At 43.4% G+C, this 26,980-nt stretch carries 18 protein-coding genes, 1 tRNA gene and 4 pseudogenes; 13 read left to right on the plus strand and 10 right to left on the minus strand.

The window, feature by feature from the left end; genetic code table 11:
- Positions 1-123, minus strand: a pseudogene (locus B3Q46_RS01200) (IS3 family transposase); the annotation flags it as partial.
- Positions 124-297: 174 nt separating this feature from the next.
- Here B3Q46_RS01200 and cysS point away from each other — a divergent pair.
- The 13 genes and pseudogenes from cysS to B3Q46_RS01265 all read left to right on the plus strand — a co-directional run bounded on the left by cysS (position 298) and on the right by B3Q46_RS01265 (position 12,885).
- On the plus strand, positions 298-1,719 hold the full coding sequence (gene cysS, locus B3Q46_RS01205; protein ID WP_104426225.1) for a cysteine--tRNA ligase: 1,422 nt from the start codon (positions 298-300) through the stop codon (positions 1,717-1,719).
- A gap of 65 nt (positions 1,720-1,784) precedes the next feature.
- Positions 1,785-1,860: transfer RNA gene (locus B3Q46_RS01210), tRNA-Gly, on the plus strand.
- 273 nt (positions 1,861-2,133) lie between these two features.
- Positions 2,134-3,111: a KpsF/GutQ family sugar-phosphate isomerase gene (locus B3Q46_RS01215; protein ID WP_005235203.1), complete on the plus strand. Its 978-nt coding sequence runs from the start codon at positions 2,134-2,136 to the stop codon at positions 3,109-3,111.
- Positions 3,112-3,114: 3 nt separating this feature from the next.
- A complete protein-coding gene (locus B3Q46_RS01220; RefSeq protein WP_034170294.1) occupies positions 3,115-3,654 on the plus strand; it encodes a KdsC family phosphatase in 540 nt (179 codons plus the stop codon).
- Positions 3,655-3,687: 33 nt separating this feature from the next.
- Complete coding sequence (gene lptC, locus B3Q46_RS01225) at positions 3,688-4,236, plus strand: LPS export ABC transporter periplasmic protein LptC (RefSeq protein WP_104426224.1); 549 nt, start codon at positions 3,688-3,690, stop codon at positions 4,234-4,236.
- Positions 4,220-4,786, plus strand: a complete 567-nt coding sequence (gene lptA / locus B3Q46_RS01230) for a lipopolysaccharide transport periplasmic protein LptA (RefSeq protein ID WP_004786229.1) — start codon at positions 4,220-4,222, stop codon at positions 4,784-4,786. The genes lptC and lptA overlap by 17 nt, the downstream gene beginning before the upstream one ends.
- Positions 4,786-5,529, plus strand: coding sequence for an LPS export ABC transporter ATP-binding protein (lptB, locus tag B3Q46_RS01235; RefSeq protein WP_004786227.1), 744 nt, complete (start codon positions 4,786-4,788; stop codon positions 5,527-5,529). Before lptA ends, lptB begins: the two co-directional genes overlap by 1 nt.
- A gap of 207 nt (positions 5,530-5,736) precedes the next feature.
- Positions 5,737-7,212 (plus strand): annotated as a pseudogene (locus tag B3Q46_RS01240) (TolC family protein).
- A pseudogene (locus B3Q46_RS01245) lies at positions 7,209-9,347 on the plus strand (type I secretion system permease/ATPase). The pseudogenes B3Q46_RS01240 and B3Q46_RS01245 overlap by 4 nt, the downstream one beginning before the upstream one ends.
- Positions 9,344-10,531: pseudogene (locus B3Q46_RS01250) on the plus strand (HlyD family efflux transporter periplasmic adaptor subunit). Before B3Q46_RS01245 ends, B3Q46_RS01250 begins: the two co-directional pseudogenes overlap by 4 nt.
- Positions 10,532-10,645: 114 nt before the next feature.
- Entirely contained in the window at positions 10,646-11,245 is a 600-nt protein-coding gene (locus B3Q46_RS01255) for an IMPACT family protein (protein ID WP_104426996.1), read from the plus strand.
- Positions 11,238-11,855, plus strand: coding sequence for an acyltransferase (locus B3Q46_RS01260; RefSeq protein ID WP_104426223.1), 618 nt, complete (start codon positions 11,238-11,240; stop codon positions 11,853-11,855). The genes B3Q46_RS01255 and B3Q46_RS01260 overlap by 8 nt, the downstream gene beginning before the upstream one ends.
- A gap of 187 nt (positions 11,856-12,042) precedes the next feature.
- Positions 12,043-12,885 (plus strand): universal stress protein, encoded by an 843-nt coding sequence (locus tag B3Q46_RS01265; RefSeq protein ID WP_034703837.1) that lies wholly within the window; start codon positions 12,043-12,045, stop codon positions 12,883-12,885.
- A 170-nt stretch (positions 12,886-13,055) separates the two neighbouring features.
- On the opposite strand, the gene B3Q46_RS01270 is transcribed toward B3Q46_RS01265, so the two are convergent.
- The 9 genes from B3Q46_RS01270 to dnaE all read right to left on the minus strand — a co-directional run bounded on the left by B3Q46_RS01270 (position 13,056) and on the right by dnaE (position 26,622).
- Positions 13,056-13,721, minus strand: coding sequence for an O-methyltransferase (locus B3Q46_RS01270; RefSeq protein WP_104426222.1), 666 nt, complete (start codon positions 13,719-13,721; stop codon positions 13,056-13,058).
- A 132-nt stretch (positions 13,722-13,853) separates the two neighbouring features.
- Positions 13,854-14,567, minus strand: coding sequence for a D-Ala-D-Ala carboxypeptidase family metallohydrolase (locus tag B3Q46_RS01275; RefSeq protein WP_004786214.1), 714 nt, complete (start codon positions 14,565-14,567; stop codon positions 13,854-13,856).
- A 141-nt stretch (positions 14,568-14,708) separates the two neighbouring features.
- Positions 14,709-15,032 carry a ferredoxin FdxA gene (fdxA, locus tag B3Q46_RS01280; RefSeq protein ID WP_004786212.1) on the minus strand — a complete coding sequence of 108 codons (324 nt, stop codon included), beginning with the start codon at positions 15,030-15,032 and terminating at the stop codon, positions 14,709-14,711.
- A gap of 204 nt (positions 15,033-15,236) precedes the next feature.
- Positions 15,237-17,861 (minus strand): DNA mismatch repair protein MutS, encoded by a 2,625-nt coding sequence (gene mutS / locus B3Q46_RS01285; protein ID WP_104426221.1) that lies wholly within the window; start codon positions 17,859-17,861, stop codon positions 15,237-15,239.
- Positions 17,862-18,151: 290 nt separating this feature from the next.
- Entirely contained in the window at positions 18,152-20,158 is a 2,007-nt protein-coding gene (locus B3Q46_RS01290; RefSeq protein WP_286712895.1) for an esterase/lipase family protein, read from the minus strand.
- Between the two features lie 124 nt (positions 20,159-20,282).
- The gene (locus B3Q46_RS01295) at positions 20,283-21,233 is read right to left on the minus strand and encodes an ABUW_2363 family tetratricopeptide repeat lipoprotein (RefSeq protein ID WP_104426219.1); all 951 of its coding nucleotides are present in this window, start codon (positions 21,231-21,233) and stop codon (positions 20,283-20,285) included.
- Positions 21,234-21,356: 123 nt separating this feature from the next.
- Positions 21,357-22,166 (minus strand): serine O-acetyltransferase, encoded by an 810-nt coding sequence (gene cysE / locus B3Q46_RS01300; protein WP_004786206.1) that lies wholly within the window; start codon positions 22,164-22,166, stop codon positions 21,357-21,359.
- On the minus strand, positions 22,166-23,014 hold the full coding sequence (locus B3Q46_RS01305) for an RNA methyltransferase (protein ID WP_104426218.1): 849 nt from the start codon (positions 23,012-23,014) through the stop codon (positions 22,166-22,168). Before B3Q46_RS01305 ends, cysE begins: the two co-directional genes overlap by 1 nt.
- Positions 23,015-23,049: 35 nt before the next feature.
- On the minus strand, positions 23,050-26,622 hold the full coding sequence (dnaE, locus tag B3Q46_RS01310; protein WP_104426217.1) for a DNA polymerase III subunit alpha: 3,573 nt from the start codon (positions 26,620-26,622) through the stop codon (positions 23,050-23,052).
- Positions 26,623-26,980: the final 358 nt, after the last annotated feature.

The raw sequence follows: 26,980 nt of genomic DNA on the forward strand, positions 1-26,980 counted from the left end.
ACAACCAATCTTAGGCGCAATAGCTGTGATTGCAGCCCAAGTAGAAGGATGATCTTTTTCAGATTCAATCCATAATTGAACCGCTCTTTCTCTGATTTCAGGGGTATATTTTAATTTTGTCATCGAACCTTGCGAAGCAGTGCTTCTCACTCAGAATATTGACTCTCCGACAAACCCGGTACGGTTCAATATAGAAATAACCGCAGAAAAAGTCTTGAAAACTTTTCTTAAAACTTTATGAAAAATAATGCTTAGGTTAAGATGAGCCATCATTTGTAAAAGCATTCTAGAAGACCTATGCAACCATTTGTTCTATATAACTCAGAGCAACGTAAAAAAGTAGAATTTGTGCCTCGTAAAGAAGGTCAGATTGATCTGTATGTCTGTGGGATGACGGTCTATGACTACTGTCATATTGGACATGCACGCACGGTGGTTGCATTTGACTATATTATCCGTTTCCTGCGCAGTCAGGGCTGGAAAGTAAAATACGTACGCAATATCACTGACATTGACGACAAGATTATTAAACGTGCCAATGAAAATGGGGAAAGCATTTCATCACTGACCAGCCGTTTTATTGATGCCATGAATGAAGACTTTGCCAAATTAGGCTGTCTTGCACCGGATGAAGCACCAAAAGCCACTGATTACATCAATCAGATGCAAAACATGATTGGTACGCTGGTGGAAAAAGGGACTGCATATCCGGCAAATAATGGCGATGTTTACTTCGAGGTTGAAAAATTCGCCAAATACGGGCGTCTCTCAGGCCGTAAACTGGAAGATATGCAGGCAGGCGCTTCTGAACGTGTAGACGTCGAAGTTGAGAAAAAACACCCGTTTGACTTTGTACTTTGGAAACATGCCAAAGAAAATGAACCTTCTTGGGCATCACCATGGGGCAATGGCCGTCCAGGCTGGCATATTGAATGTTCAGCCATGTCTACCTGCTGCCTCGGCAATCATTTTGATATTCATGGCGGTGGTGCTGACTTAAGCTTCCCGCATCATGAAAACGAGATTGCACAGTCTGAAGCAGCGACAGGTGAACAGTATGTGAACTACTGGATGCATGCCGGCTTCATCAATGTTGATGGCGAAAAAATGTCGAAGTCTTTGGGTAACTTCTTCACCATCCGTGATGTGATTGAAAAATTCCATCCGGAAGTGGTGCGTTACTTTATCGTATCTTCGCACTACCGCAGCCCGGTGAACTATTCAGATGTAGCTTTAAAAGAAGCAAAAAATACGCTAATGCGTTTCTATCATTCTTTCAAAGCTTATCAGGCAGTATATGGCGAACAGCTGGTTGATACGTTAGATCAAGACTTTGTTGAGCGTTTTAATACGGCAATGCGAGATGACTTCAATACGCCAGAAGCCATTGCTGTATTATTTGAACTGAATAAAGAGCTGAACCGTGCGGTAAAAGACCAGAATCAGGAGCAGTCTACTGTTTATTATTCCACTTTGCGCCATCTCACCAATATTCTGGGTCTGGTACAGCACAATGTCGACGAATTCTTAAAGTCTGATATTGGTCAGGAAGCTTTAGGCTTGTCTGAAGAGCAGATTGAAGATCTGATCCAGCAACGTAAAGATGCCAAAAAAGAGAAAAACTTTGCTCGTGCCGATGAAATCCGCCAGTCTTTATTAGACCAAGGGGTGGTGCTGGAAGATACCCGTCAAGGAACTGTATGGCGTCGTGCCGATTAATTCGACAGTTGAATCAATAGAGAGTTGACAGTTAGCAGAAACTCTCTATAATTCACTCCCATATTGCGGGAATAGCTCAGTTGGTAGAGCACAACCTTGCCAAGGTTGGGGTCGCGAGTTCGAGTCTCGTTTCCCGCTCCAAAATTAAAAAAACCCTGATCGGAAGATTGGGGTTTTTTATTGCCTACGCAAAATAAAAAGGATAATCAAAACTGATTTACATAATGAAATTCTGAATATGGAAGAGCTTTCAGTCAGGGAAATTTCTAAACATTCTGTTTAAGTTTTATGAAAAGCTCTACATTTTGAAACCTGACATTTGCATAGATATGATAAAATTGCGAAAATTATTTTTTGCTAGACTGAGTCAACTCTGTATAGAGTTAAGGTAAACCTACTTTGAACCCACCAAATATGCCAAATCAAATAGACTTCCAGAAAGTTGCACTTGAAACCTTGCGTATCGAAGAACAAGCATTACAGATTTTAGCCACGCAGATCGATGAGCGTTTTAGTCAGGCATGTGAAATTATCTTGCAGTGCAAAGGTCGTCTGGTGATTACCGGGATGGGGAAATCCGGGCATATTGGCCGTAAGATGGCGGCAACTTTTGCTTCTACGGGTACGCCTTCATTCTTCATGCATCCGGGTGAGGCAGGGCATGGTGATCTTGGGATGCTGGTACCGGGTGACGTACTGATTGCCATTTCAAACTCAGGCAAAAGTGATGAAATCATGATGCTGATGCCTCTGATTAAGCGTCTGGAAATTCCTTTAATTACCATTAGTGGTGATGCCAAAGGCCCAATGCCACAAAATGCTGATGTGGCTTTAACTTTGGGTCATCTTCAAGAGGCCTGTCCGCTTGGTCTGGCACCGACTTCGAGTACAACGGCAACTTTAGCACTGGGTGATGCACTGGCTGTCGCTCTTCTGGATGCACGTGGTTTTACTGCTGATGATTTTGCACTATCACATCCAGCGGGTGCCTTGGGTAAACGTTTATTGCTGCATGTAAAACATCTCATGCATACAGGTTCGGAATTGCCAAAAGTGTCACCAGATACACCGATGAATCAAGTTTTATACGAGATTTCAAATAAACGCCTAGGTTTAACCACAATTGTGGATCAAAATGACGTTCTGCTGGGTATTTTTACTGATGGTGACTTGCGCCGCCTGATCGACAAACAGCAAGGTTTTGATGTCAATTTACCGATTCAGGAAGTGATGACCAAAAATCCGCTGACGATTTCTCAGGAAGCGCGTGCTGTCGTTGCACTGGAAAAAATGAACGAACGTAAAATTAATCAATTTGTTGTGGTTAATGATGCCAATAAAGTCATTGGTGTAATTAGTATGCATGACCTGATTCAGGCTGGGGTAAATTAATAAATGGCATCTTATGTATTATTAGAGCAGGCACGTCATATTGAGGCACTGGTACTTGATGTAGATGGTATTTTAAGCGACGGTTTTGTCACATTGACCAATACGGGCGATGAAATCAAATCTTTTGATATCCGTGATGGTTTGGGCATGAAACTGGTACAACAAGCCGGAATCAAAGTAATCATTATCACTGGACGTCAAAGCAATATCGTACAGAAACGTATGTCGGATTTAGGTGTAGATCTGGTTTATCAGGGCCGCGAAGATAAAGGGACTGCTTTACGTGAAGCTTGTACTCAGCTCAATATCGATCCTGAAGACTGTTTATACATGGGTGATGACTGGCCTGATCTGTCTGCCTTCGCGATTGCAGGCATGAAAGTGACTGTCCCAAACGGGCATGTTGAAGTACGTCGTCGTGCTGATCTGGTAACGCAGGCCTATGGTGGTCGTGGTGCGGTACGCGAGATTTGTGACATGTTACTGATGTCCAAAGGTAAGTACCAAGAGTTACTTGAAAAATATACTCGTGCGCCTTATTAATAAGTCATACATCCTGGATTAAGTACACCGCTTATGGACACTAGAGTTTTATATCTTACGGCTATTATCATTGCCGCAATAAGTGGTGGTTATTACTATTACAGCGGTAAGGGCAACAAGTTGCAAACTGATTATGCCCGTAGTATGACCTATTCTGCAAATAATATTAACTTAACCCAAACTGATGAAAAGGGCATGTTGTCTGTACGTGCCCAGGTCGACCAGCTTGAACAAAACCTGCAGCTAGAGACTTCGAGTCTCAAAAATCTGCAGGCAACGACCTATAAAGACGGTCAGGTTGATGCAACATTTTTTGCCAAACAGGGCAACGGTTATGATGACAATACAAAAGTTGTACTTTCTCAAGAAGTGCTGGCGACCAAGATCATGCAAAATGGAAAAATGCAGTTCCACACCGAGGAGCTGACGGCTTTTCCGAAAACACGTGAAATTGAAACCGATAAAACTGTCATTGTTGAATCTCCACAGGCTGAATTTATCAGTCAGGGCCTAAAAGCCAATCTTAATGATGGTCAATACGAATTCTTTAATATTCGAGGAAAGTATGAACCAAATTCCTAGAGCTAAAATGATGAACACTTTCCTTAAGCGCGCCGCGTTGTTAAGTCTGGTTGCATTGGGTTCAGCCACTGCGTTTGCATTGCCATCTGACCGTAACCAACCAATTACCTTATTAGCTGACCGTGCGACTTTTAATGAGCGTACCGGAGTCACGACATATTCGGGTAATGTCATCATTGAACAGGGCACTATGAAATTGCAGGCCAATTCGATTGTGGCGAATCTGAATAATAAAAAACAGATCAGCCTGATTACGGCAACAGGTAGCCCGGCTCAATTTCAGCAGAAAGTTGATCCTGCCAAAGGTTTGGCCAAAGGTCAGGCACAGAAAATTGTCTATAATGCGGAAACCGGTATTATTACCCTGTCTGGAAATGCCTACTTGCAGCAAGATGGCGCTAGTATCCGTGGTAATACGCTGAAATACAGCATGAATAAAGGCGATATTGAAGCAACAGGTACACCAAATAAAACCGGTTCAGCAGCAGGTCGTGTACAAATCGTGATTCCGCCTTCATCTTCGAAATCCTTTCCGGGAGCACGTGATTAATGGCACAGACGCATCAGGTTCAAACTTTAACCATCAAGCATCTGGCGAAAAATTATAGTAAACGCTGGGTAGTCAAGGACGTTTCCTTCAGTATGGAAAGTGGGCAAATTGTTGGGCTTTTAGGGCCTAATGGTGCAGGTAAAACCACCAGTTTCTATATGGTGGTGGGTCTGGTGCGTATGGACAAGGGTGAAATCCATCTGGATGATCTGGATTTGTCGGACTTGGCAATGCATGAACGTGCGCGTAAAGGGATTGGCTATTTACCTCAGGAAGCTTCTATTTTTAGAAAACTAACCATTTCTGAAAATATTATGGCGATTTTGGAAACCCGTAAGGATTTAAGCAAAGCTCAGCGTCAACAACGTTTAGCCGAATTACTGGCAGACTTTAAAATTACCCATATTAAAGATTCATTGGGTATGAGCGTGTCGGGTGGTGAACGTCGTCGTGCTGAAATTGCCCGTGCTTTGGCGGCCGACCCAAAATTCATGTTATTGGATGAACCTTTTGCCGGGGTTGACCCGATTTCCGTGGGTGATATTAAAGATATTATTACCACGCTGAAAGATCGTGGAATTGGTGTATTGATTACCGATCACAACGTTCGTGAAACTTTGGCCATCTGTGAACATGCCTATATTGTCAGCGAAGGTTCAGTCATTGCTGAAGGCACGGCACAAGAAATTTTGGCCAATGAAACGGTACGTAAAGTTTATCTGGGTGATGACTTTACTGTATAGAAAATTTTCATTATCAGAAAAAACCCGCATTAAGACTTTAGTCGTCAAATGTGGGTTTTTTTTACTTAAATTAAGACGAAAAAGCTATCTTTTTGTATGATTTGATATATTTTTAGGCTAAAACACGAAACATTCATTATTATGCAATTTAGGGTACAGCACTTAAAAAATGTTCAGGGGATAATAAATAAAAATAAGGGAATATAGATCATTCTTCTTTTACCTTTATCTGTGCCATTCATACATGCAGAAAATTCACAAATTTATTTTAATAATATTAAAAGTGGATTAGGAAAACTGATTGCACCAGAGCCAACGCGATCTGCGCAAACGATTGATATTAGCTCACTCAGTCACACTGGATACCTCATCAAAGGTGGCTGAACTGCCGCAGATTACTCGACCGCAGCAGGGACAATCTTCAATTCGGTCTATAAATGCTGATATTCCTGCAAAAATGAGTCTAATTGAGGCGGTTCATACAGCAGTTCAGCGTCGTCCGAAAATTGCCCGGAGTATTTCGTCTTGATCTGCACAGGCAGCCAATATTGATGTGGCCAAAGCAGCCTATTATCCGCAGTTATCTGGCGGTGTAGGTACTGGAGATTTGACCTCAGGTGAACGTGGACGTCAGGTAGTCTCTCTGAATGCTACCCAGATGCTATATGACTTTGGCAAGATTAAAACCAATGTCAGTGTTGAAGAGACGAGACTGGCAGAAAACCAGGCAAGAGTATTAGTGAGTCTAGATCAGGTTGCACTGGAAGTAGCGGATGCTATTGTCCATGTCAAACGCTATCAGGAAATTACCAAGATTGCCGAACAGCAGATTCAGGGCATTGCACGAATTGCAGAAATTGCCAATTTACGTTCCCGCGCCGGAATTAGCACACAGGCCTATCCGGTTCAGGCGCAGTCCAATCTGGAAGCAGTACAATCCAACCTGATCGTGCAACAGACCCAGTTAAGACAATATCAGCAACGTCTCAGAACTTTATTGGGATTTGATGTCTCTGCAATTCAATGGGAAATTCCAGATCGTATCGTAAACCAGGCTGATCTTTATCAGGATCCTGAATTTACCCAGATTCCAAGCATGATCTTGGCACATTCAGGAGTAGATGTAGCCCGATTGCAAAAAGATCAGGCACGTTTAAGCCGTTATCCGACTATTAATCTGAAAGGTAGCTTAAGTCAGGCGGTTAATGGTCGAAATCCGAATAATAATAAAGATGATGGCTTTTATAATTCAATCATGATTGAAGCCAGCAGTAATTTTTATCAGGGGGGGAGCTGTTCGGTCTCAGGCACGTGCTACCAGTTATGCCGAAGAAGCTGCACGCGCACAGGTCAATACTGTCTATCTGGATGTACTGGATCAGGTTCGCTTAATCCGGGAATAGATTGAAAATAAACAAAGACAAATGGATGTCCTGGCTCAGCGCCGTGAAACCACGGTACGAACCAAAGAGCTATATCAAGAACAATATAAATTGGGCACACGGACTGTAGTGGATTTATTAAACGCAGAACAGGCTTATTCACAGCGCAGCACAGGAATTTGAATCAGCGCGCTATGACATCTATTCGACGATTGTGCAATACATTCAGGTGACAGGTCGCACACGGGATATTTACGCGCTTAACCGTATTTCTATTCAGGGGTTTGAAGTTCAGCCATGAGTACAACAATAAATTATCAGCCGTGGCTTCAGGCAGTTTTGAACATTGCCAAGCATTATCGGATCGAACCATCTGAGGAGCGGATTCGTCTGCAACTGGACTGGAACCAGCATCATGACATTGATGAAATGTTCAAAATTGTCAGCCGTCAGATGGGATTAAATGTCCGTAAAAATAAATTCGATAGCAGTTTGCTGAATCCCTGGCGTTTGCCCTTAATGGTTGAATTTGATAGCGGAGATGTTGGTGTTATTGAACGTATCGACACACAAGGCAATGTCAGTGTACAACTGAGTGGAGATGCTGGTTTGTCGCAAAGTTTTACGATTGAGCAGTTAGAAACAGGTGCGAAGCATGTTTATATCCTGCGACCAGAGTCTTCTGTGCCGGATGCGCGTGTCGACGAATACATCAAGCCCTTTGAGAAAAACTGGTTCTGGTCAATTGTTTTGAAAGACTGGAAACGCTATATCGATGTGATGTTTGCCTCTTTAATCGCCAATATTCTGGCTTTGGCAACGATTGTCTTCTCGATGAACGTTTATGACCGTGTCATTTCTTCACAATCGATTCCCACTTTATGGGTGTTGGCCGGTGGTGTACTGATTGCAGCTATTTTCGAATTTATATTACGGGTATCCCGTATTTATCTTTCAGACATTATTGGTAAACGGGCTGACCTGAAAATATCTGACCGGGTATTTGGGCATTCCTTAAGAATTAAAAACAGTGAGCGTTCCAAATCGACCGGAACGTTTATTTCACAGATTCGTGAACTTGAAGGTGTGCGTGAACTGGTCACTTCAACTACCGTGATGGCAATTGCAGATCTGCCATTCTTCTTTCTGTTCCTGGGGATATTCTGGATTATTGGCGGCAACCTGTTCTGGGTCATGCTACTGGTAGTACCACTCATGATTCTTCTTGGGATTCTGGCACAGAAAAAACTGGCCAAGTTGGCACAGTTGGGAATGCGTGAATCTGCAATCCGTAATGCCTTATTAGTTGAAGCCGTACAAGGGATTGAAGATATCAAGCTGTTAAGAGCTGAAACCCGCTTCCAGAACCAATGGAATCACATGAATGAAGTCTCTGCTGATATCAGCATGCAACAACGTAAAATTGTTGGATTAATGACCGCATGGACTCAAAAAATTCAGGGTTTAACGTTTGCCATTGTGGTCTTGGTGGGTGCATTTGCAGTGATGGATGGTGAGATGACCACAGGTGCTTTAGTTGCCTGTTCAATTTTGTCATCACGGATGCTGGCACCTATTTCACAAATCACCGGTGTCTTAGGGCGTTTACAACAAGCCAAAGTTGCTAAAGGCGGTCTGGATGAATTGATGAAAAAACCGGTGGATCAGCCGGATTATTCACACCTGATTCACCGTCCTGTATTAGATGGTCATTATGACCTGAGTGGTGTGGTGTTCAAATATGGCGATGATGATCCGAAACCGAGTTTGATGATTCCCAAACTGGAAATCAAACCTGGTGAAAAAATTGCAATTCTGGGTCGTAACGGTGCTGGTAAATCGACTCTATTGCAACTGTTGTCGGGTATGCAAACCCCAGCACAAGGTAAGGTCAAACTGGATGGCATTGATCTGACCCTGATTGATCCGTCAGATGTGCGGCGTGATATGAGTTTGCTAAATCAGAACTCGCAGTTATTTTATGGTTCAATTCGTGAAAACCTGACTTTGGGTGCACCTTTGGCCACCGATCAGCAAATTCTGGAAGCCTTATAAATTACCGGTGCACTGGGATTTGTACAGGAGAAAAAAGAAGGCCTGGATCATATCATTTTGGAGGGGGGTGTCGGCTTTTCTGGTGGACAGCGCCAAGCCTTGTTATTAGCGCGGTTGTTGATTCGTCAACCAAAGATTTTGCTACTGGATGAACCGACCGCTGCCATTGATGAGGTGTCAGAAAAACAGTTGATTGATCATCTTAAAGGGTATTTAACCCATCGTACGCTGATAGTAGCAACGCATCGTCGCGCCGTACTGGAGTTAGTTGACCGTATTCTTGTGGTCAATGATGGCAAAATTGTCATGGATGGTCCACGAGACCAGATATTAAATCAGTCACAGGTAGGAACTAAACGGGTCGTGGGAGCAAGCGCATGAGTGAACCACAAATATTAACGCGTTCAAACAAAGTGAGCTTCCAGGAACCGCCATTACCTAAATCCAGTCTGATTATCTGGATTGTGGGCATTGGTTTGTTAATACTGCTGACGTGGGCCTAGTTATTTAAACTGGAAGAGGTTTCGACCGGTACGGGTAAAGTCATTCCATCTTCCAAAGAACAAGTGATTCAGTCTCTGGAGGGGTCATTCTAACCAAGTTAAATGTCAAAGAAGGTGAGATTGTCGAGCGTGGGCAAGTAATGGCCCAGCTTGATCCGACCCGCTTTGAATCCAACGTCGGTGAATCAGAATCCTTGCTGATCGCTTCACGTGCGACTTCCGCTCGTTTACGTGCAGAAGTGAGTGGTACGCCGTTGTCTTTCCCGGAAGAAGTGCTGAAATATCCGAAACTGGTTAAAGAAGAAACCGCACTCTAATCAGTCACGTCGTGCCAATCTGGGAGAATCTCTTGCCGGATTGCAACTGGCATTGGTACTGGTACAACAGGAACTGGAAATGACCGCGCCATTGGTGGCTAAAGGGGCAGCCAGTGAAGTTGAAGTTCTACGGTTGAAGCGTGAGGCCAATGACCTGCGTAACCAGATGAAGGATATTCGCAACCAATATTATGTGAAAGCACGGGAAGAACTGTCCAAAGCCAATACTGATGTGGAAACTCAGCAACAGGTGGTACGTGGCAAGTCAGATACCTTGAACCGGACCATTTTTAAATCTCCAGTCCGTGGCGTGGTCAAAGAAATTGATGTCATGACTTTGGGTGGCGTAGTACCGCAAAATGGCAAACTGATGACTATCGTACCTCTGGATGAAAAATTACTGGTTGAAGCCCGAATTTCACCACGTGATATTGCTTTTATCCGTCCTGATCAGGAAGCGCTGGTTAAGATTACTGCCTATGATTACTCGATTTATGGTGGCCTAAAAGGTAAAGTGACCGTGATTTCACCAGATACCTTGCGGGATGAAGTCAAACAGGATCAGTTCTACTATCGTGTGTATATCCGTACCGATAGTGACAAATTGAGAAATGCCGCCGGGTAGGAGTTTAATATCACACCAGGGATGGTGGCCTCTGTAGACATTCGTACCGGCGCAAAAACGGTAATGGACTATCTGATCAAGCCATTCAACAAGGCTAAAGAAGCATTGCGTGAACGTTAAATTTAAAAGTAATTAATAAAATTAAATTGAATCAAGCCTCTCGTATAGAGAGGCTTTTTCTTTGCCCCATCAAAACAAGTATACTGCACAGGTGAAATTTGAATGCCTGAAGTTATGCCATTTACCATTGCTAGCCTTGTCAGTTTTGAGGAAGACATCAAAAAAAGCCGATTTCAGGCCTTTGCCACACCTGTAGAAAATGAGCAGGATGTGAAGGATTTTCTGGAAACCTATCGTGATCCGACTACGACTCATCAATGCTGGGCCTGGAAAATCGGTCATCATGTACGCTTTAATGATGATGGTGAGCCATCGGGTACAGCAGGTCGGCCGATCCTTGCGACTATTGAGGGCAATGAGCTAACCAATGTACTGGTACTGGTGAATCGCTGGTATGGCGGTATTAAACTAGGGACTGGCGGACTGGTACGTGCCTATGGGGGCTGTGCTGGACAATGTTTGTTATTAGCTGAAAAAATTGAACTGATTGAAAAGAAAAAAGTCGAATTTGCCTGCCAATTTAATGAATGGGCCATTTTTCAGTATGAGCTGAATCAGCAGCAGATTGATTATCAGGAAGAATATACGGCTGAAGGCGTACAGGTTCAGGCACAATTCCAGAAACATCAGATTGAACCTTTTGCTTTAAAAATTCAGGATGTCACTCGCGGTCGTGAACAATTAAAAATCATAGAAGAAGCCACAGATGACTGAACAAGATCCATTACTGAAATATCGCGAGCAGCATAAACATCGTCTGAACTATATGCCTTGGCTATATTGGTCCTTAAAACCGAAGAATCGTGGTTGGGCTGAAGCTTGGCAGAAAGAATATCAGACCTATCTAATGGAGATGGAAACAGTCGAGATTGGTGAAAACTGTTTTATTTCGCCGTTGGCACATATCTTCGCTGAACCGGGGCGTAAAATTATTATCGGGGATAATACCTTTATTGCGGCAGATTGTACGTTACATGGTCCTTTGGAGATTGGTAACGAAGTCGCCATCAATCATCACTGTATTCTGGATGGCGGTCGGGTAGGGATTAAACTGTATGATCAGGTACGTATCGCAGCTTATTGTCATCTTTACGCCTTTGATCATGGGATGGAACTTGAACAGCCAATTTATCAGCAGGCCGTTAGATCTAAAGGGATTGAGATTGGTCGGGATGTCTGGCTAGGTGCCCATGTCGGCATTAAAGATGGGGTGAAAATTGCTGATCAGGCGATTATAGGGATGAATAGCATGGTCACGAAGGATATTGAAGCGCGTGCAATTGTCGCCGGAAATCCGGCAAAATTGATTCGATATCGGGATTAAAACAGTGAAAGAATCGCTTGGAAAAAGGATTGATATCAAGCGCTTAATATTCGTTAAAGGCCTTAGAACATCACATAAAAGTTAACATATTTCAATTCAAGCCTTACAGATTTCAGTGCACATTTACTAATGCTTGTGCTAAGTTAAAAATAACTAAGAAATTTTTATTATAAAAGAGAGGCTGAACATGAAACGTGTCATTGCCTGCATAGACTCCTCACCATGCACGAACGCGCTTGCAGATGCGGCTGCATGGATTGCCAAACAGACCGGCCGTGAACTGGTTTTATTACAGGTTCTGGATTATTACCCGGCCAGTTATCATCTTGGGGAAATTAGCGGTGTGATTGGCTTTGAAAGCAATGCCATGTTACTTAAAGAGCTGGCTGAGCTGGAACAGAAGCAAAGTGAAATCGCGCTCAGCTATAGCAATAATCTGCTCCAACACATTTCGGATCGTATCTTTAAAGATTATGGCATCCGCACCACACATATTCAGGAAAAGGGTGATTTTCTGGAACAAAGTTTTCAGATTCTAAAACCTGATGATATTGCAGTAATCGGATTACTCGGTGAGCGTTCTGCCGAAAAAAACAAGCCAATCGGCACCAATGTAGAAAACTTTATCCGTGGTGCTAACTGTACAGTGATGACTGTAGGGGAACACTTCAGACCACCAACACGTTTTATCTTTGCTTATGAGTATTCACCGACCTGTGTGAAGATGATGAAACGTATTGCAGAAAGTGATTTATTAAGACAATTACAATGTCATCTGCTTTATATCGGTGATCATGTGGAAATCCTGAATGAGCCTCTGCAATATTTGACTGAAGCAGGACTAGAGGTCGTTCCAGAATACCGCTATGGAGAAGTGGCTGAAAATATCCTGTCTTATCAGCAGGAACATGGGATTCAGTTAATTGTCTTGGGAGCATTCAGTCACAGCAAAATCCACCAGTTCTTCTTGGGCAGTATTGCGACAACGATTTTCCGAAATTCTAAAGTGCCATTATTGGTGGCGAAGTAAAAAGAGGATGACAAAAGCTGCAGAGATGTATTTTTTGATAAATTGTTACAGCTTGAATTAAAAATAACCAGAGTTATCCTCATATATTGTGGATAACTCTGTGGTTACATTCTGTAAGATGATGTTATTTATCAAGAATACTTTATTGGCTGATTTTTGTTCTAGTTGTTTTATTTGACAATTGCGAGTGCAAAACCATCATGGCCTTTGCTACCGACGGTCTGTAAAGCAGTACAAGACAAGATACGTGGATGATTTTCCAGCGCTTTAAACATGTCACGAATGCCTTCAATACTTGGTTTTTTATTGTCCGGATTGATGATATCACCGGCACGAATTACATTGTCCAAGAAGATAATGGTGCCGGAGTGAGAAAGGTTTAAACTCAGCTCAAGATATTCAGGATAGCTTTGCTTATCAGCATCAATAAAAATAAAGTCAAAGGCTTCAGTATCTTCAGGCAGGGCACGTAGCACATCTGCAGCACGGCCACATTTCAGCTCAACTTTCTGTTTTAACTGTGCACGATCAATATTTTCCTGTCCCATAGCAGCATGTGTATCACGGCCTTCGATTGTCAGGATATAACCGTCTTCAGGCAGGGCACGAGCCAGCCACATGGTACTATATGCAGCAAAGGTTCCCAGTTCCAGTACACGTTTGCATTTGTTCATCTGAATTAGCATTTGCAGCAGCATTCCCTGATTTGGCGCAACAGCCAAATGATCTGGAAAACCATGTGCAGCAGTATTTTCAAGAGTCTGATTCAGGATAGGATCTTCAGGAATTAAATGTGAATCAATGTAGCGGTCAATATCTGTCCACATTTGTTGCATAGTAATCGCACCTTTGTTGTGATGCGTGCATTTTAAACTTTTCCGGGAATAGCGCAATTTATTGTTCTATATTCGCTGGTTTTTTAGGCTATACAAAGCCAAAAGCTGGCTTTGTATAGCAATTGGAATGACTTAGTAATTACACATTGATGAGCGACGGCTTAAATCCGGACCCCAAGTGCGATAACCTTGAGTATCAATATGGATTTGGCCAGAGGCATATAAACCGAGCCCCATATTCAGGCTTTGTCCATGTTGTAACCAGAATTGGCACAGTTTGAACTTGGTATTTTCAATTGCTGCATAATCCTGAGCCTGTGGGTACTCAGGTCCGATCCGGAAATCAATTGCCGAGTTAAACAGGTGACGTGAAGAATTGGCTCCACCGGCACACTGATTTAAAGGCAGGTCACGATAAACCGAAGTGACTTCAAAATCAGTCAGCACATTGGCTGCAACCAGATATTTAAAGACACGTAAGGTCGGCACCTGATTTGACCAGAGCTCACGGCTTGGAATCATGTATTGCGATCGACCACATTTAGCCCAATCCCGTGCAGTACGCATCAGCTCAAAGCTTGGAATAATATTCCCGACTCCTTGCTGGGCCAAAAAGTTTTCATATTCACGTACAAGAGACAGGTTATTCAGTGCCGATACCCAGTGAGTATAGACATAAGGAACCGGTTTAGGCTGTGGTTTATGATTGTACTGGACTCGTTCTTCTGGGATGTAAATCCTTTTATCTGGAGTTACCTTACCAGACTGTTTTGTGGTGGTAGCACATCCTACAAAGACAAGCGGGATTATACAAACACTCAATAACCCCTTTATTAAATGCTTCATTAATAGCAATTCGGATATTTATAAAATAGCGCTATTTTAGTCCACTTTTACGGAGAAAATCAGGATAAATTGCAATGAAATGTGTGGATGGGGTATAAAAAAAGACCAGTCTATGCTGGTCTTTTTTTAAGATTTGAAAAATTATTTTTCAAGATATTGTAATTTATCAGTTTTACCATTCCACTCTTCACGGTCAGCAGGTTGCTCACCAATTTGAGTGATGTTCGGCCATTTTTGAGACAGTTCAGCATTTAGCTCGATAAAAACTTCTTGGCCTTCCGGTAACTCATCTTCAGAGAAAATTGCATTCGCAGGACATTCAGGCTCACATAACGCGCAGTCGATACACTCGTCCGGGTTAATCACAAGGAAGTTAGGACCTTCATAGAAACAGTCTACAGGGCAAACTTCAACACAGTCTTGATATTTACATTTAATACAATTTTCAGTGACAACGAAGGTCATGGCGACAGCTACCTAAAAAATATGGTTCTAATGACGAATACCGTATTTTAGGCAAAAATAGAGGGAACAAACAATTCCTTTTATTGATATTTGTTATATATAGGGCTGTTAAATTTGAAAAAACTGCGATGATTTGAGGAAAGGCTCAGGGAATGAGAATCATCATCAGCTAAGCCCTATGCAGGATAGGGCTTAGGAGTGATTTTAACTTGGCTGTTTCATGAGATCTTTAAGAGCATAAAGTTGCTGTAATGCTTCACGTGGACTCAAATTGTCGACATCAAGGTCTTCTAATAATTCAAGCGCTGCTGAAGGCTTTTCAATCTCGATGACTTTTTCAATGATTTCAGGCATCGCGAACAGATCATGCTGTGGACTTTGCGGTTTGGCCTGATGCTGCTTTTCCAGAATCTTCAAACGATGTTGAGCTTCTTTAATTACAGCCGCAGGAATACCTGCCAGTTTAGCCACCTGTAAACCATGACTCTGACTAGCTGGACCATGTTGGACTTTATGCAGCAGAATCAGGTTGCCATTTAGTTCTTTGGCTGTGACATGGTAGTTATCAATGCCTGATTCTTTATCCAGTTCGGTCAGCTCAAAATAATGTGTTGCGAACAGACATAGACATTGAATCCGTTTAGTCAGATCCAGCACACAAGCCCAAGCCAGGGACAGCCCATCATAGGTACTGGTCCCACGACCCACTTCATCCATCAGGACTAGCGACTGGCTGGTGGCATGATGCAGGATTTGTGAAGTCTCCGTCATTTCCACCATAAAGGTTGATTTACCGGTAGACAAATCATCTGCAGAGCCAATCCGGGTAAAGATTCGGTCAATTGGACCCAGTGTTGTCGATTGCGCTGGCACATAACTACCGCAATAAGCCAGCAGGGCAATTAGGGCAGTCTGGCGCATAAAGGTGGATTTACCACCCATATTTGGACCGGTAATAATGGCCATACGGTGCTGATAATCCAGCTGGGTATCATTGGGAGTAAATGCAGCCTTGCTCAAAGCTTCCACCACTGGATGACGGCCGGCAACGATTTTCACACCAATTTCAGGGCTGAATTTTGGTCGTGCCCAATTGCGTAAACGTGCTTGATACGCAAAGTTTGCCAACAGATCGATCTGGGCAATCGCACTGCTCATCATCTGTAGATTACCAATATCCTGACGCAGTTCATCCAGCAACATTTCGAACAGCATTTTTTCACGAGCAAGCGCACGGGATTCGCTAGACAGCACTTTATCTTCAAAAGCTTTTAGTTCAGGCGTGATATAACGCTCGGCATTTTTCAGTGTCTGACGACGGATATAATGTTCAGGTGCCTGTTCAGCTTGTGCACGTGTAAGTTCGATATAATAACCACTGATACGGTTATAGCCGATTTTCAGGGTAGGAATGCCGCTTTGCTCCCGTTCCTTAATTTCCAGATCAATCAGGAACTGTCCAGCATGATCACGGATTTTACGCAGCTCATCCAGCTCGGTATCGAAACCTTCTGCAATGACATTGCCATCACGTAGCAGTACCGGTGGATTTTCAACGATAGCGGACATCAGGCGCTGATGCAGACCATGAAAATCGCCCAGTTCTTGATTCAGCTGCTGTAATAATTTCGAATTCTGCTGACTTAACAGTGGTTGTAATGCATGGCGTAAAAATGGAATCTGTGCACAGGCCTGACGTAATTGAACCAGATCGCGTGGACGCGCACTGCCTAAAGCGATACGGCTGAGTACACGTTCAATATCACTGATTTCTTTTAAGACCAGACGGACTGGCGATTCATGGAAACCTTCAAGCAATACCTGTGTGGCATCCAGTCGCTCATCCAGAATCGCAGTATCACGAAGCGGTTGCATCAGGGTGCGGCTAAGCAGACGGCCACCCATAGCGGTCTGACAGTCATTGATCAGCTGGAACAATGAAGTGCCATGCTCAAATAAAGGCTCAATTAGCTCAAGATTACGACGGGTGACTGGATCCAGTGCAATAAAGTCTGAACTTTGTTCCAGTTGAATGGTTCGGATATGCGGTAAAGCTGTTTTTTGAGTTTCTTTGGCATAGTGAATCAATGCAGCCGCAGCAGCTTTGGCCAAGGGCAGATGATCAATTCCGAAACCTGAAAGCGTACTTACTGCAAACTGGTCACATAAGGTTTTCTGAGCATTGTTCTGGTTGAAGTCAACATTCGGACGTTTACTGATCGGAACATCTAGCTGTTGTTTTAAGTGTTCTATCAGTGCCTGATCTTGCAGATTTTCATCAATCACAATTTCGCTAGGCATCAGGCGTGCCAACTCAATGGCTAACTGACTTAAGTCATAATCGATTTGCTGGACTTTAAATAAACCGGCACTCAGGTCAAGAAGTGCAATTCCGATTTGTTGCTGGTGAACACATAGAGCAACCAGGTTGGAGGTTTGATGAGCACCTAATAAGGCATCATCGGTTAAGGTTCCAGGGGTAATGATTCGGACGACACCACGTTCAACTGGACCTTTACCAGTCACTTCACCGATCTGCTCGCAGATCACCACCGTTTCGCCTTTTTTCACCAGACGAGCCAGATAGCCTTCAGCAGCATGGAAAGGTACACCGGCCATCGGAATTGGCTGGCCATTGGCTTTACCGCGATGGGTCAGGGTAATGCCTAAAATTTTAGCGGCCTTATGGGCATCTTCAAAGAACAGTTCATAGAAATCACCCATGCGATAAAACATCAATGAGTGTGGATGCTGCATTTTGACCGACATGTATTGCTGCATCATGGGCGTTAAGCTAGAGAGATCAGCCACAAGTTCTGAACTGGTCATTAAGAAAAAATCCTTTAAATATATAAAGCAAAACCTGAATCTTTTTCCGAAACACTATCCTCAGAAAACCTGGAAAATAGCCTAAGCTAAAATCCTGTAAAGACCGGTTTGAATGTCAAAAATAATTGCCTCAAGTCTAACAAATTTAATTTTTAGAAAGAAATATAAATCCGCAGGAATCTGTATTTAGACGGACTTAGTCGATATAAAGCATAAAAGGGTATTGATACATGGGTTGCTCATAAAAAAAGCCACCGATAGGCAGCTTTTTTTATATCTTTCATCAAAATTTAATCAGGCTCATACAATCCTAAGTCGACCAGATGTAATCTGAGAAGGCGGCGGAGTTCCAGTACAGCCTCAGGCGTTTCCTGAACGGAATGTCCACCTTTGATAATTTTATTGGAAGCCGCACCTTCAAGATATGCACTCTGATAAGCAACGACATCATCAGTCATGATATTTTCATCATCACTATCTGTATTATTGCCAATAATCGAGTGAAATTTGAATCCCGGTGCAGGATTGATATCTTTGGTCAATGCCGTGAATTTTGATTTTTTACTAAGGTCACTCGGCCCATTTTGAATCAGGTCACGACCGACTTCATGTAGAAAATCACTTAAGCCAATTTCACCTTGGACTGTGTCGGCAAATGCGCCCAAAAAGGCACTCGGAACACGAATAATTTTACGTGCCAGTTTGGTATGCCAGCGATCTGCATAATCGGTCCCTTTATGCGGTGCTGCCAGGAAAATAGCGCGACTAAAATTCGGAACTGGCTGCATTTTCAAGCGTGCTTTAAAGAGCGGATTGTCCCGGAACTTGGTCAGCTTTGAATTTTTTACAATATTAAAAGCGGGCTCGGTAATATCTGCATCACTCACCAATAGACGGGCAATGACACCGCCCATACTGTGTCCAACCAGTACAGCTTCTTTTTTGGCTGGTGCATTATTACTAATACGCGCGAAACCTTGTTGAAGCAGCGCATTAATCTGGAAACGGCTTTCCAGAATAGGCATGTTGGTTGAGTAGAAGACCTGCCACACCTGGAAATTTTCTCTTAAGACCGGATCACCCATAATATCATTCGTTAAACGAATCCAGGCTTCCGGGCTGCTGGCCAAACCATGAATCAGCACTAAAACCTTTTTATTTGGATTATAAGGTTCCAGCATAAATAGATGAGGCATGACCAGATTATCGTCACGATTGATCAGTGTCAGATAGGCTGCACGTCCCAGGTTATTTTCTGCCAGCCATAAGCCATAAGGCGCTGAAAAATTTGCAGCTAAAGTATATTCCTTATTGGCAACTTTAATCTTGTCATATTTATACGGGTCATAAAGTTTTAAATGGAAGTTGCTGTTATTTAGGATCTGTTTTACAGAGTTCGCTGATTCTGGAATGGCAGTAATTGTGGTTGCCAGATAACGTGCTGAATGAATAAAAGGATTTACGCCATTTTGATATTGGTAATTTAGTGGATCAACCAGATATTTTTTATCTTTTTTGGAAATTTTTTCTTCCGGCAAAACCACCAGAAACTCAGAGCCGAAACCGTCACGACGGGTAATCGAGCGCAGACCAGAGAAGTTCATGTTATAGGTCGACATTAACTGTTCAATCGACTGATTCTTGAGCTGGGGGAAATTGTCCAGATTAATGTTATAGACACTGTTGCCAACCTGCAGGCGTTGTCCGGCTTCTTTAGTTTTATAACGTTCCGCGTAGATCTGGATTAAATGAGCAATCGCCAGGTTATAAAAGTCACGAATCTGAACTTGTCGGTTGTCGAAAATCCGGTCTTGTGGCGCACGTTCAGTCTGGAACAGATAGGCATAACTGTAGCGGATACTTTTATCCAGCATTTGTAACTGCTGTTCCTGACATTTTTGCAGGTTCTGGGTTTGCAGTTGCTGTTTTTCTTCAGATCGGGTTTTAGCTAGAGCACTGGTTTTACATTCAGCCGATTTACCCAGCTGTAGTGATTTAGCTAGATATAATTCACTCGATGTGGAAAGTAATTGCTCATCCAGAATCTGTGGAATTTCTTGTAGCTCTTTCACACATTCTTCTGGATTATTTTCACAGACTTGTGCTTCACGTCCGGTCATGGACAGGACATTCAGACTGGCTTCACTCAACTTATCGCGTGTAAGAATGCTATCGCGTTCATTATTGATGGTGACATTAATAGCCTGCTCTTTAACACTCACCACCTGACAGCCACTGAGTAAGGCTGTCATGAGTACAGTGCAAAGTAATGCTATCTTATTTATTTTCTCGTGCATAAAGACTTTGAACACTCATTTAAAATTATAAAGCTTGATAATGCTTTGTATTTTACTAATTTTTTCCCATAAAAATAGACCGCCGGAGCGGTCTATTTGTAATATTATGAATCTGAAATATAGCTTATTGTGCTGGTGTAGGCGCCGGGGTTGTTGGTGCAGGAGCGGCTGTTTGCATGACTTGCCATACGTTCCAGCGACCCTGTTTTTCAATTTCCTGAATCAGACGATCAGCGACTTCAGCTTCTTGCGGATATTTAATTTTGTAATTATTCAGAACCTGAACAGCATTCTTTTTATTCTCCATGGCAATGTAGTTATTTGCCGCAGATAAATAAGCTTCCTGAACACCCGCCTGCATTGCCTTGTCCAAATACTGAATCGCTTCACGATGACCGCCACCTTCAGACAGGCCAAAGCCAAACCAGAAGTTTGCTTCAGCATCATCCTGGTTGATACGAAGAATGCGCTGTGCATAGGTCATTGACTTGGTGGTATAGATAGAACCTAAATCAAGATTACGTGCCATCACGCTGGCCTTAAATGCACGCATTAATACATCAAATGAAGCATTTGGACGTGAAGCTAGAGTATCTAGCTGTTGAGAAACTTCGCGAAGCTTTGCTTCAAAACCACGGCGTTCCTGACGGTCGCTAAAACGAGGTGGATAATGACGCGCTTTACCTTCTACCATCTGCAAGAAATCATCGATTTCGGTAATGTCGATTTCATTTTCATTGGCAAGTGCTGCATAACGCATACTGCGTGTATTGCTATCCACCATCGGGATAATCAGCTTGTTTACATCTAGGGTTAACTGTTTAGACGGATCTTTAGGATCAGTCACCACCATTTTTGTCACTGGCTGCGCAGCGGCTTTTTGCAAATGAACTTCAAATGGAGGTGGTTCGTTATAGTTAAACGGGTTTAAAGCATAAAATGGCGGAGTAATTTCAGGTTCAACAAAAACTACCTGATCAGCTTGTTTCTGTTCTTGTTTGCTTGATGTCGGTGCCATAGAGCACGCCGTCATGGTAAAAGCTAAGCAAGAAATTGCTAAGGGCTTCAAGGTCATAATATCCGTCCATTTATGTTATTTTTTAAAACATCTATTCAAAAAAATGCATGATCGTCAGTCTATGAAAAGTGCTGCGATCATGCAAGCAAATGCGTGTTACAAAAGAATTACGATTTACAGTCAGGCCTTGGACTGACTGGTTTGTGCTTCGCACTCACGGCGCGCATCTTCCAGAATTTTAAGTTCTTCTTTGCTAAATGGCTGTTCATTTAACTGGTTTTTCTTGAAAGTCGGGTCAAGCAAAGACAGGCGGTTGCACAGCGTATTCATGCGTTTTTCATTTTGTTGAATACGGTCAAGTAAAACACGCATGCCTTCCAGAATCGGGTCTGTCTGATCCTGTGTAGTTGCATAAGGCTGGAAGCCAATACTTTCGGCATAATCACGACGACGTGCTTCAGCATCATCTTTTGGCTGATCTTTGGTGATAAAGCGCGCTGGGTTGCCAACCGCTGTGGTATTCGGCGGAACTGCTTTGGTAACCACAGCATTGGAACCGACCTTGGCATTTTTACCTACCGTGAATGGACCTAGGATTTTGGCACCTGCACCAACAACAACGCCATCTTCCAGAGTCGGGTGACGTTTGCCTTTATTCCAGGTTGTACCACCCAAAGTCACACCATGATACAGGGTGACATCATCGCCAATTTCCGCAGTTTCACCAATCACAACGCCCATGCCGTGATCAATGAAAAAACGTTTACCAATCTTGGCGCCCGGATGAATTTCGATACCTGTTGCAAAACGGCTAAAAGAGGACAAAACACGCGCTGTACCTTTACAGTCTTTTTTCCATAGCTCATGTGCCATACGATGCATAATCAGTGCATGAATGCCAGGGTAGGTGGTTAAGACTTCTAAGGTATTGCGTGCTGCAGGATCGCGCGCAAAGACAGCTTGGATATCTTCTTTGAGCTGTTTTAGCATTAGTTTTGATCCTCATCCTGTTGTGATGTATGGGAAGATTTTTTCCAGGTGCCGTTATTCAGTGCCTGAACACGAGTGAAAATACCACGAAGTAAGTGATATTCCATACGATCTAATTGTATACGTCCGAAAAGGCGACGCAAGCGTAAAGGAAGTAATCGTGGGTTTTTTGGATCCATAAATTCAATTTCTGCCAGCATTTTTTCCAGATGAGGGTAGAACTGTTCCATCTGTTCATGGGTCACCAGCGGTTCATCCCATTCCATTTCAATGCCATCAATAACTTGCATGGTGGCTTTTGGATCACGTGGGTGTTCAACCTGATCCAGTGCCGCCATACGCAGTTCATAGCAGATCACCTGAATGGCTTGAGCAACATTCAAAACACCATAGTCCGTATTCACAGGAATGGTTAAGTGATAATTCGCAATCGCCAGTTCTTCATTGGTCAGACCACGGTCTTCACGGCCAAACAGAATCGCAATTTCCTGTTTTTCTTGCACCACAGCAGAAAGTGCTTTTTCTGCCGCTGGACGGACATCTAGTAAAGGCCATGGAATAGTGCGACTACGCGCACTGGTACCAAAGACGATCTGGCAATCTTTAATGGCTTCTTCTAGCGTTTCTACGATCTCAATCTGTTCGATCAGATCGGTTGCACCTGCAGCCAGCGCATCAATATCTGGATGCGGGTAGGTTTTTGGTGCGACCAAGACCAGTTTGCACAGGCCCATGGTTTTCATGGCACGTAATGCGCTACCGATATTGGCAGGCAGGGTGGTATTAACCATGACAATACGCACATGGGAGAGATGTGCTGAAACAGCAGCATTGTCAATTTGACTCATGATGATTCCAGTTTGGATATATTAAAATGGGAGATTTATGAATACTGCAGCTGAGATTCAGCTTCATATTGTGCCAAGGCATCGTCCATGCTCATGTCAGCAGGCGGAGGCGGAACCTCAACTGGCTTAGCTTCTTTATAAGATACGGCACGTGCAGCTTTAGACTTCACCTGATACTCGATATAGAGCGCAGTCTTGCCAAAATAGTCACGCAGCTTGGCGAGAAGATCATCCAGTGGTGCAACTTTCCAGCTTAAGCCCAGATGCAGTTCAGCCGTGGCATAGCCATAATCCAGATACAGAATCACTGGAATATGCGTGCTCATATCCACATTGGTATATGGCATCAGAATTTGCTGCAAGTCACGGCTGAGGGTTTTGCTGTAATGTTCAGCTTGCAAGGTAATCTTGATGCTGTTAGCGCGTTTCTGACGGATTTCATTCAGGCTAAAGGCTTTGGTCAAACGACCGAGTGGGCGATCAAAACCTTCACGCTCGTAAATTTCACCTTCAATCACCACGACTTTATCAACCTGAACGATGTCTTTAAAGCGCTGGAAGCGTTCATGGTTGGTGGAGATTTCGATACGTGCCGTACCATCATCTAATGTCACCACCATCCGGTTCGGGAAGTTAGCGACATCGACTACCAGACCAGCAAACACAGTCGTTACACCACGACGGGTCGGGGTTAATTCATTGATCTGACAAGGTACGAATGCTTTTAGCTCATTACGATATACATCAATTGGGTGACCCGTTAGATATAGGCCGAGTGTATCTTTTTCACCTTTGAGACGGACTTCATCAGACCAAGGTTTCACCGGTTTGGCCGGTTTACGCTGAACTTCTTCAACTTCACCAAATAGATCCATGATCCCGGTTTCACGGTTCTGACGGGCCTGATCTGCAGCCTGTACTGCTTCAGGAAGCTGTGCCATTAAATCAGCGCGTTCAATGCCCAAGCAATCCAGTGCACCAGCACGGATCAAGGCTTCGAGCGTACGTTTATTGATTTTTTTCAGGTCGATACGGTGACAGAAGTCAAACAGGTCTTTATAAGGACCTTCTTTCTGACGTGATTCAATCACTGACTGCATTGCCGCTTCACCCACGCCTTTAATCGCACCTAAACCATACACAATAGTTTTTGGATCACTGGCATGGAACTGGTAAATCGACATATTCACCGATGGTGGTAATACTTCCAGTCCGTTATGACGGCAATCATCAATCAGGAACACCACGTTATCAGTGTTCTGCATTTCCGAGGTCATCACCGCTGACATGAATTCAGCAGGATAATGCGCTTTCAACCAAGCTGTTTGATAGGCGACAAGTGCATAGGCTGCAGCATGCGATTTGTTAAAGCCATAGCCTGCGAATTTTTCCATATAGTCGAAGATATGGTTCGCCGTTGCTTCATCGATATCTTTTTTCGCAGCACCTTCAATGAAGATCTTACGCTGCTTGATCATTTCTTCAGGTTTTTTCTTACCCATCGCACGACGAAGTAAGTCCGCACCACCCAAGCTATAGCCGGCACAGAACTGTGCCGACTGCATTACCTGTTCTTGGTAGACCATGATCCCGTAAGTCGGCTCTAATACCTTTTCCAGTAATGGATGCAGGTATTCAAACTCGCCACCATGCATACGATGGATAAAGTCAGGAATCAGATCCATTGGACCCGGACGATATAACGATACGAAGGCGATAATTTCTTCGAACTTGCTTGGACGCGCTTCCTTGAGCATCTTCTTCATGCCGACGGATTCAAACTGGAATACCGCGGTGGTATTCGCCGTCGCGAAGATGTTATAGGCTGGCTTGTCATCCAGCGGAATATAGGAAATATTCACCGGTTCGGTCACGTCTGGGCGTGCATTGATGTGCTTGATGGCATCTTCAATAACGGTCAGGTTACGTAGACCTAAGAAGTCGAATTTCACTAGACCGGCAGCTTCGACATCGTCCTTATCGAACTGGGCAACGCGTGCAGTACCATCAGCATCACACATCACGGCCGAATAGTCGGTCAGCTTGGTAGGGGCAATGACTACACCACCGGCATGTTTACCGGTATTACGAGTAATGCCTTCCAGTTTCAATGCCATTTCCCAGATTTCCGAAGCATCGTCATAATCTGGATTCGATGGATTGGTGACGATATCTTTCAGTTGAGGTTCAGCTTCCAATGATTCTTCAAGGCTTAAACCCAAAGGCTTGGTGGGAATCAGTTTGGAAATACGATCAGCCAGACCATAAGATTTACCGAGGACACGGGCTACATCTCGAATCGCACCTTTCGCTGCCATGGTACCGAAAGTCGCAATTTGCGATACCGCATCACGACCATAAGTCTGTGCCACATAGTCAATTACGCGGTCACGACCAGCGATACAGAAATCGACGTCAAAGTCGGGCATCGAAACACGTTCCGGGTTCAAGAAACGTTCGAACAGCAGGTCATAGCGCAGAGGATCAAGATCGGTAATTTTCAAACTATAGGCTACGAGGGAACCCGCACCTGAACCACGGCCCGGACCTACCGGTACGCCATTTCCTTTGGACCATTGAATGAAGTCCATGACGATCAAGAAGTACCCTGGGAAGCCCATATCCAGAATAATCTTGATCTCAAAGGCCAGACGTTCATCATAAGGCTGACGGATGATAGGCCAGTCTTCTTCACGTTTTTCTGGTGGATACAGGAAGTTCAGGCGTTCTTCTAAACCTTCTTCACATAAATGTGCGAAGTAGGTGTCAATAGTATGGCCTTCAGGAATTGGATAATCTGGTAGATCGTTGAAACCTAAACGTAGGGTGACATTACAACGTTTTGCGATATGGAGGGTGTTTTCAATCGCGGTTGGAATATCGCTAAACAGTTCCGCCATTTCTGTTGAGCTTTTAAAATATTGCTCAGGGCTATAGGTTTTAGGACGGCGATTATCACCAAGCACATAACCATCTGCGATACAGACACGCGCTTCATGTGCTTCAAAGTCTTCGCGTGCAATAAAATGCACATCATTATGTGCAACTACACCAATATTATATTTCTTTGCGAGCTTTACCGCTTCTTCAATGAAAGTATCTTCATTAGCACGGCCAGTGCGGGTGAGGGCGAGATAAACACGATTTCCAAATTTCTCTACCCATTCTTGCAGTAGCGGTTCAGCTTTATCGGGATTTGAAGTAATCAGCATTTTGCCGACATCGGACTGCATACCGAGCAATACGATCATGTCATCGTGCTGATTCAAGATCCAATCTTTTTGTACGCAAGGAATATCCAGTTGCTGACCGCTGATATAACCTTCAGACACCAGTTCGGTCAGGTTGCGCCAGCCTTTGTTGGTCATGGAAAGCAGGGTAACCCGATGCTCAGCATCATTCAGACGAATTTCAGAGCCAAGAATCGGTTTGATGCCTTTATCCAAACATTTTTTATAGAATTTAACAGCAGCATGTAGATTGGATAAGTCAGTCAGCGCGAGTGCTGGCATCTCGTCATTCGCAGCAGCTTTGACCAAGTCAGGTATACGTACGATGGATTCAGTAATCGAAAATTCTGTATGAATACCAAGATGAACAAAGTGCATAAATGAGTCCCTGCAAAAACCACTCGATAGTTTAGCACGGGATTTATTGTTTCAGTTTGAAATTGAGGGGAAATGCTGAACTTTTAGATTGTGAATTAGAATTGACTTAAAGTCATGTTTATCATTTTATCGGAATAGAACTACGTATCCAAATTGAATTTGTATTAGGCGACATGGATGTCGCCGTTGGCTTGTGATATTGGGACGTATCATCAAGTTAACAGAAGATTTTTGTTACCTTGCATAGCAGTGCTATTCATCTTTCAAAAGTAAAAGAAGAATTTCAAGTGTCAGTAAGTTTATTCATAAAGTTATTTGAAAATTAGAATTTCATTATTTTAGGACTTACGCATTGAGG

The sequence above is a fragment of the Acinetobacter sp. UBA2581 genome, from assembly GCF_002339435.1.
GTDB lineage: Bacteria > Pseudomonadota > Gammaproteobacteria > Pseudomonadales > Moraxellaceae > Acinetobacter > Acinetobacter variabilis.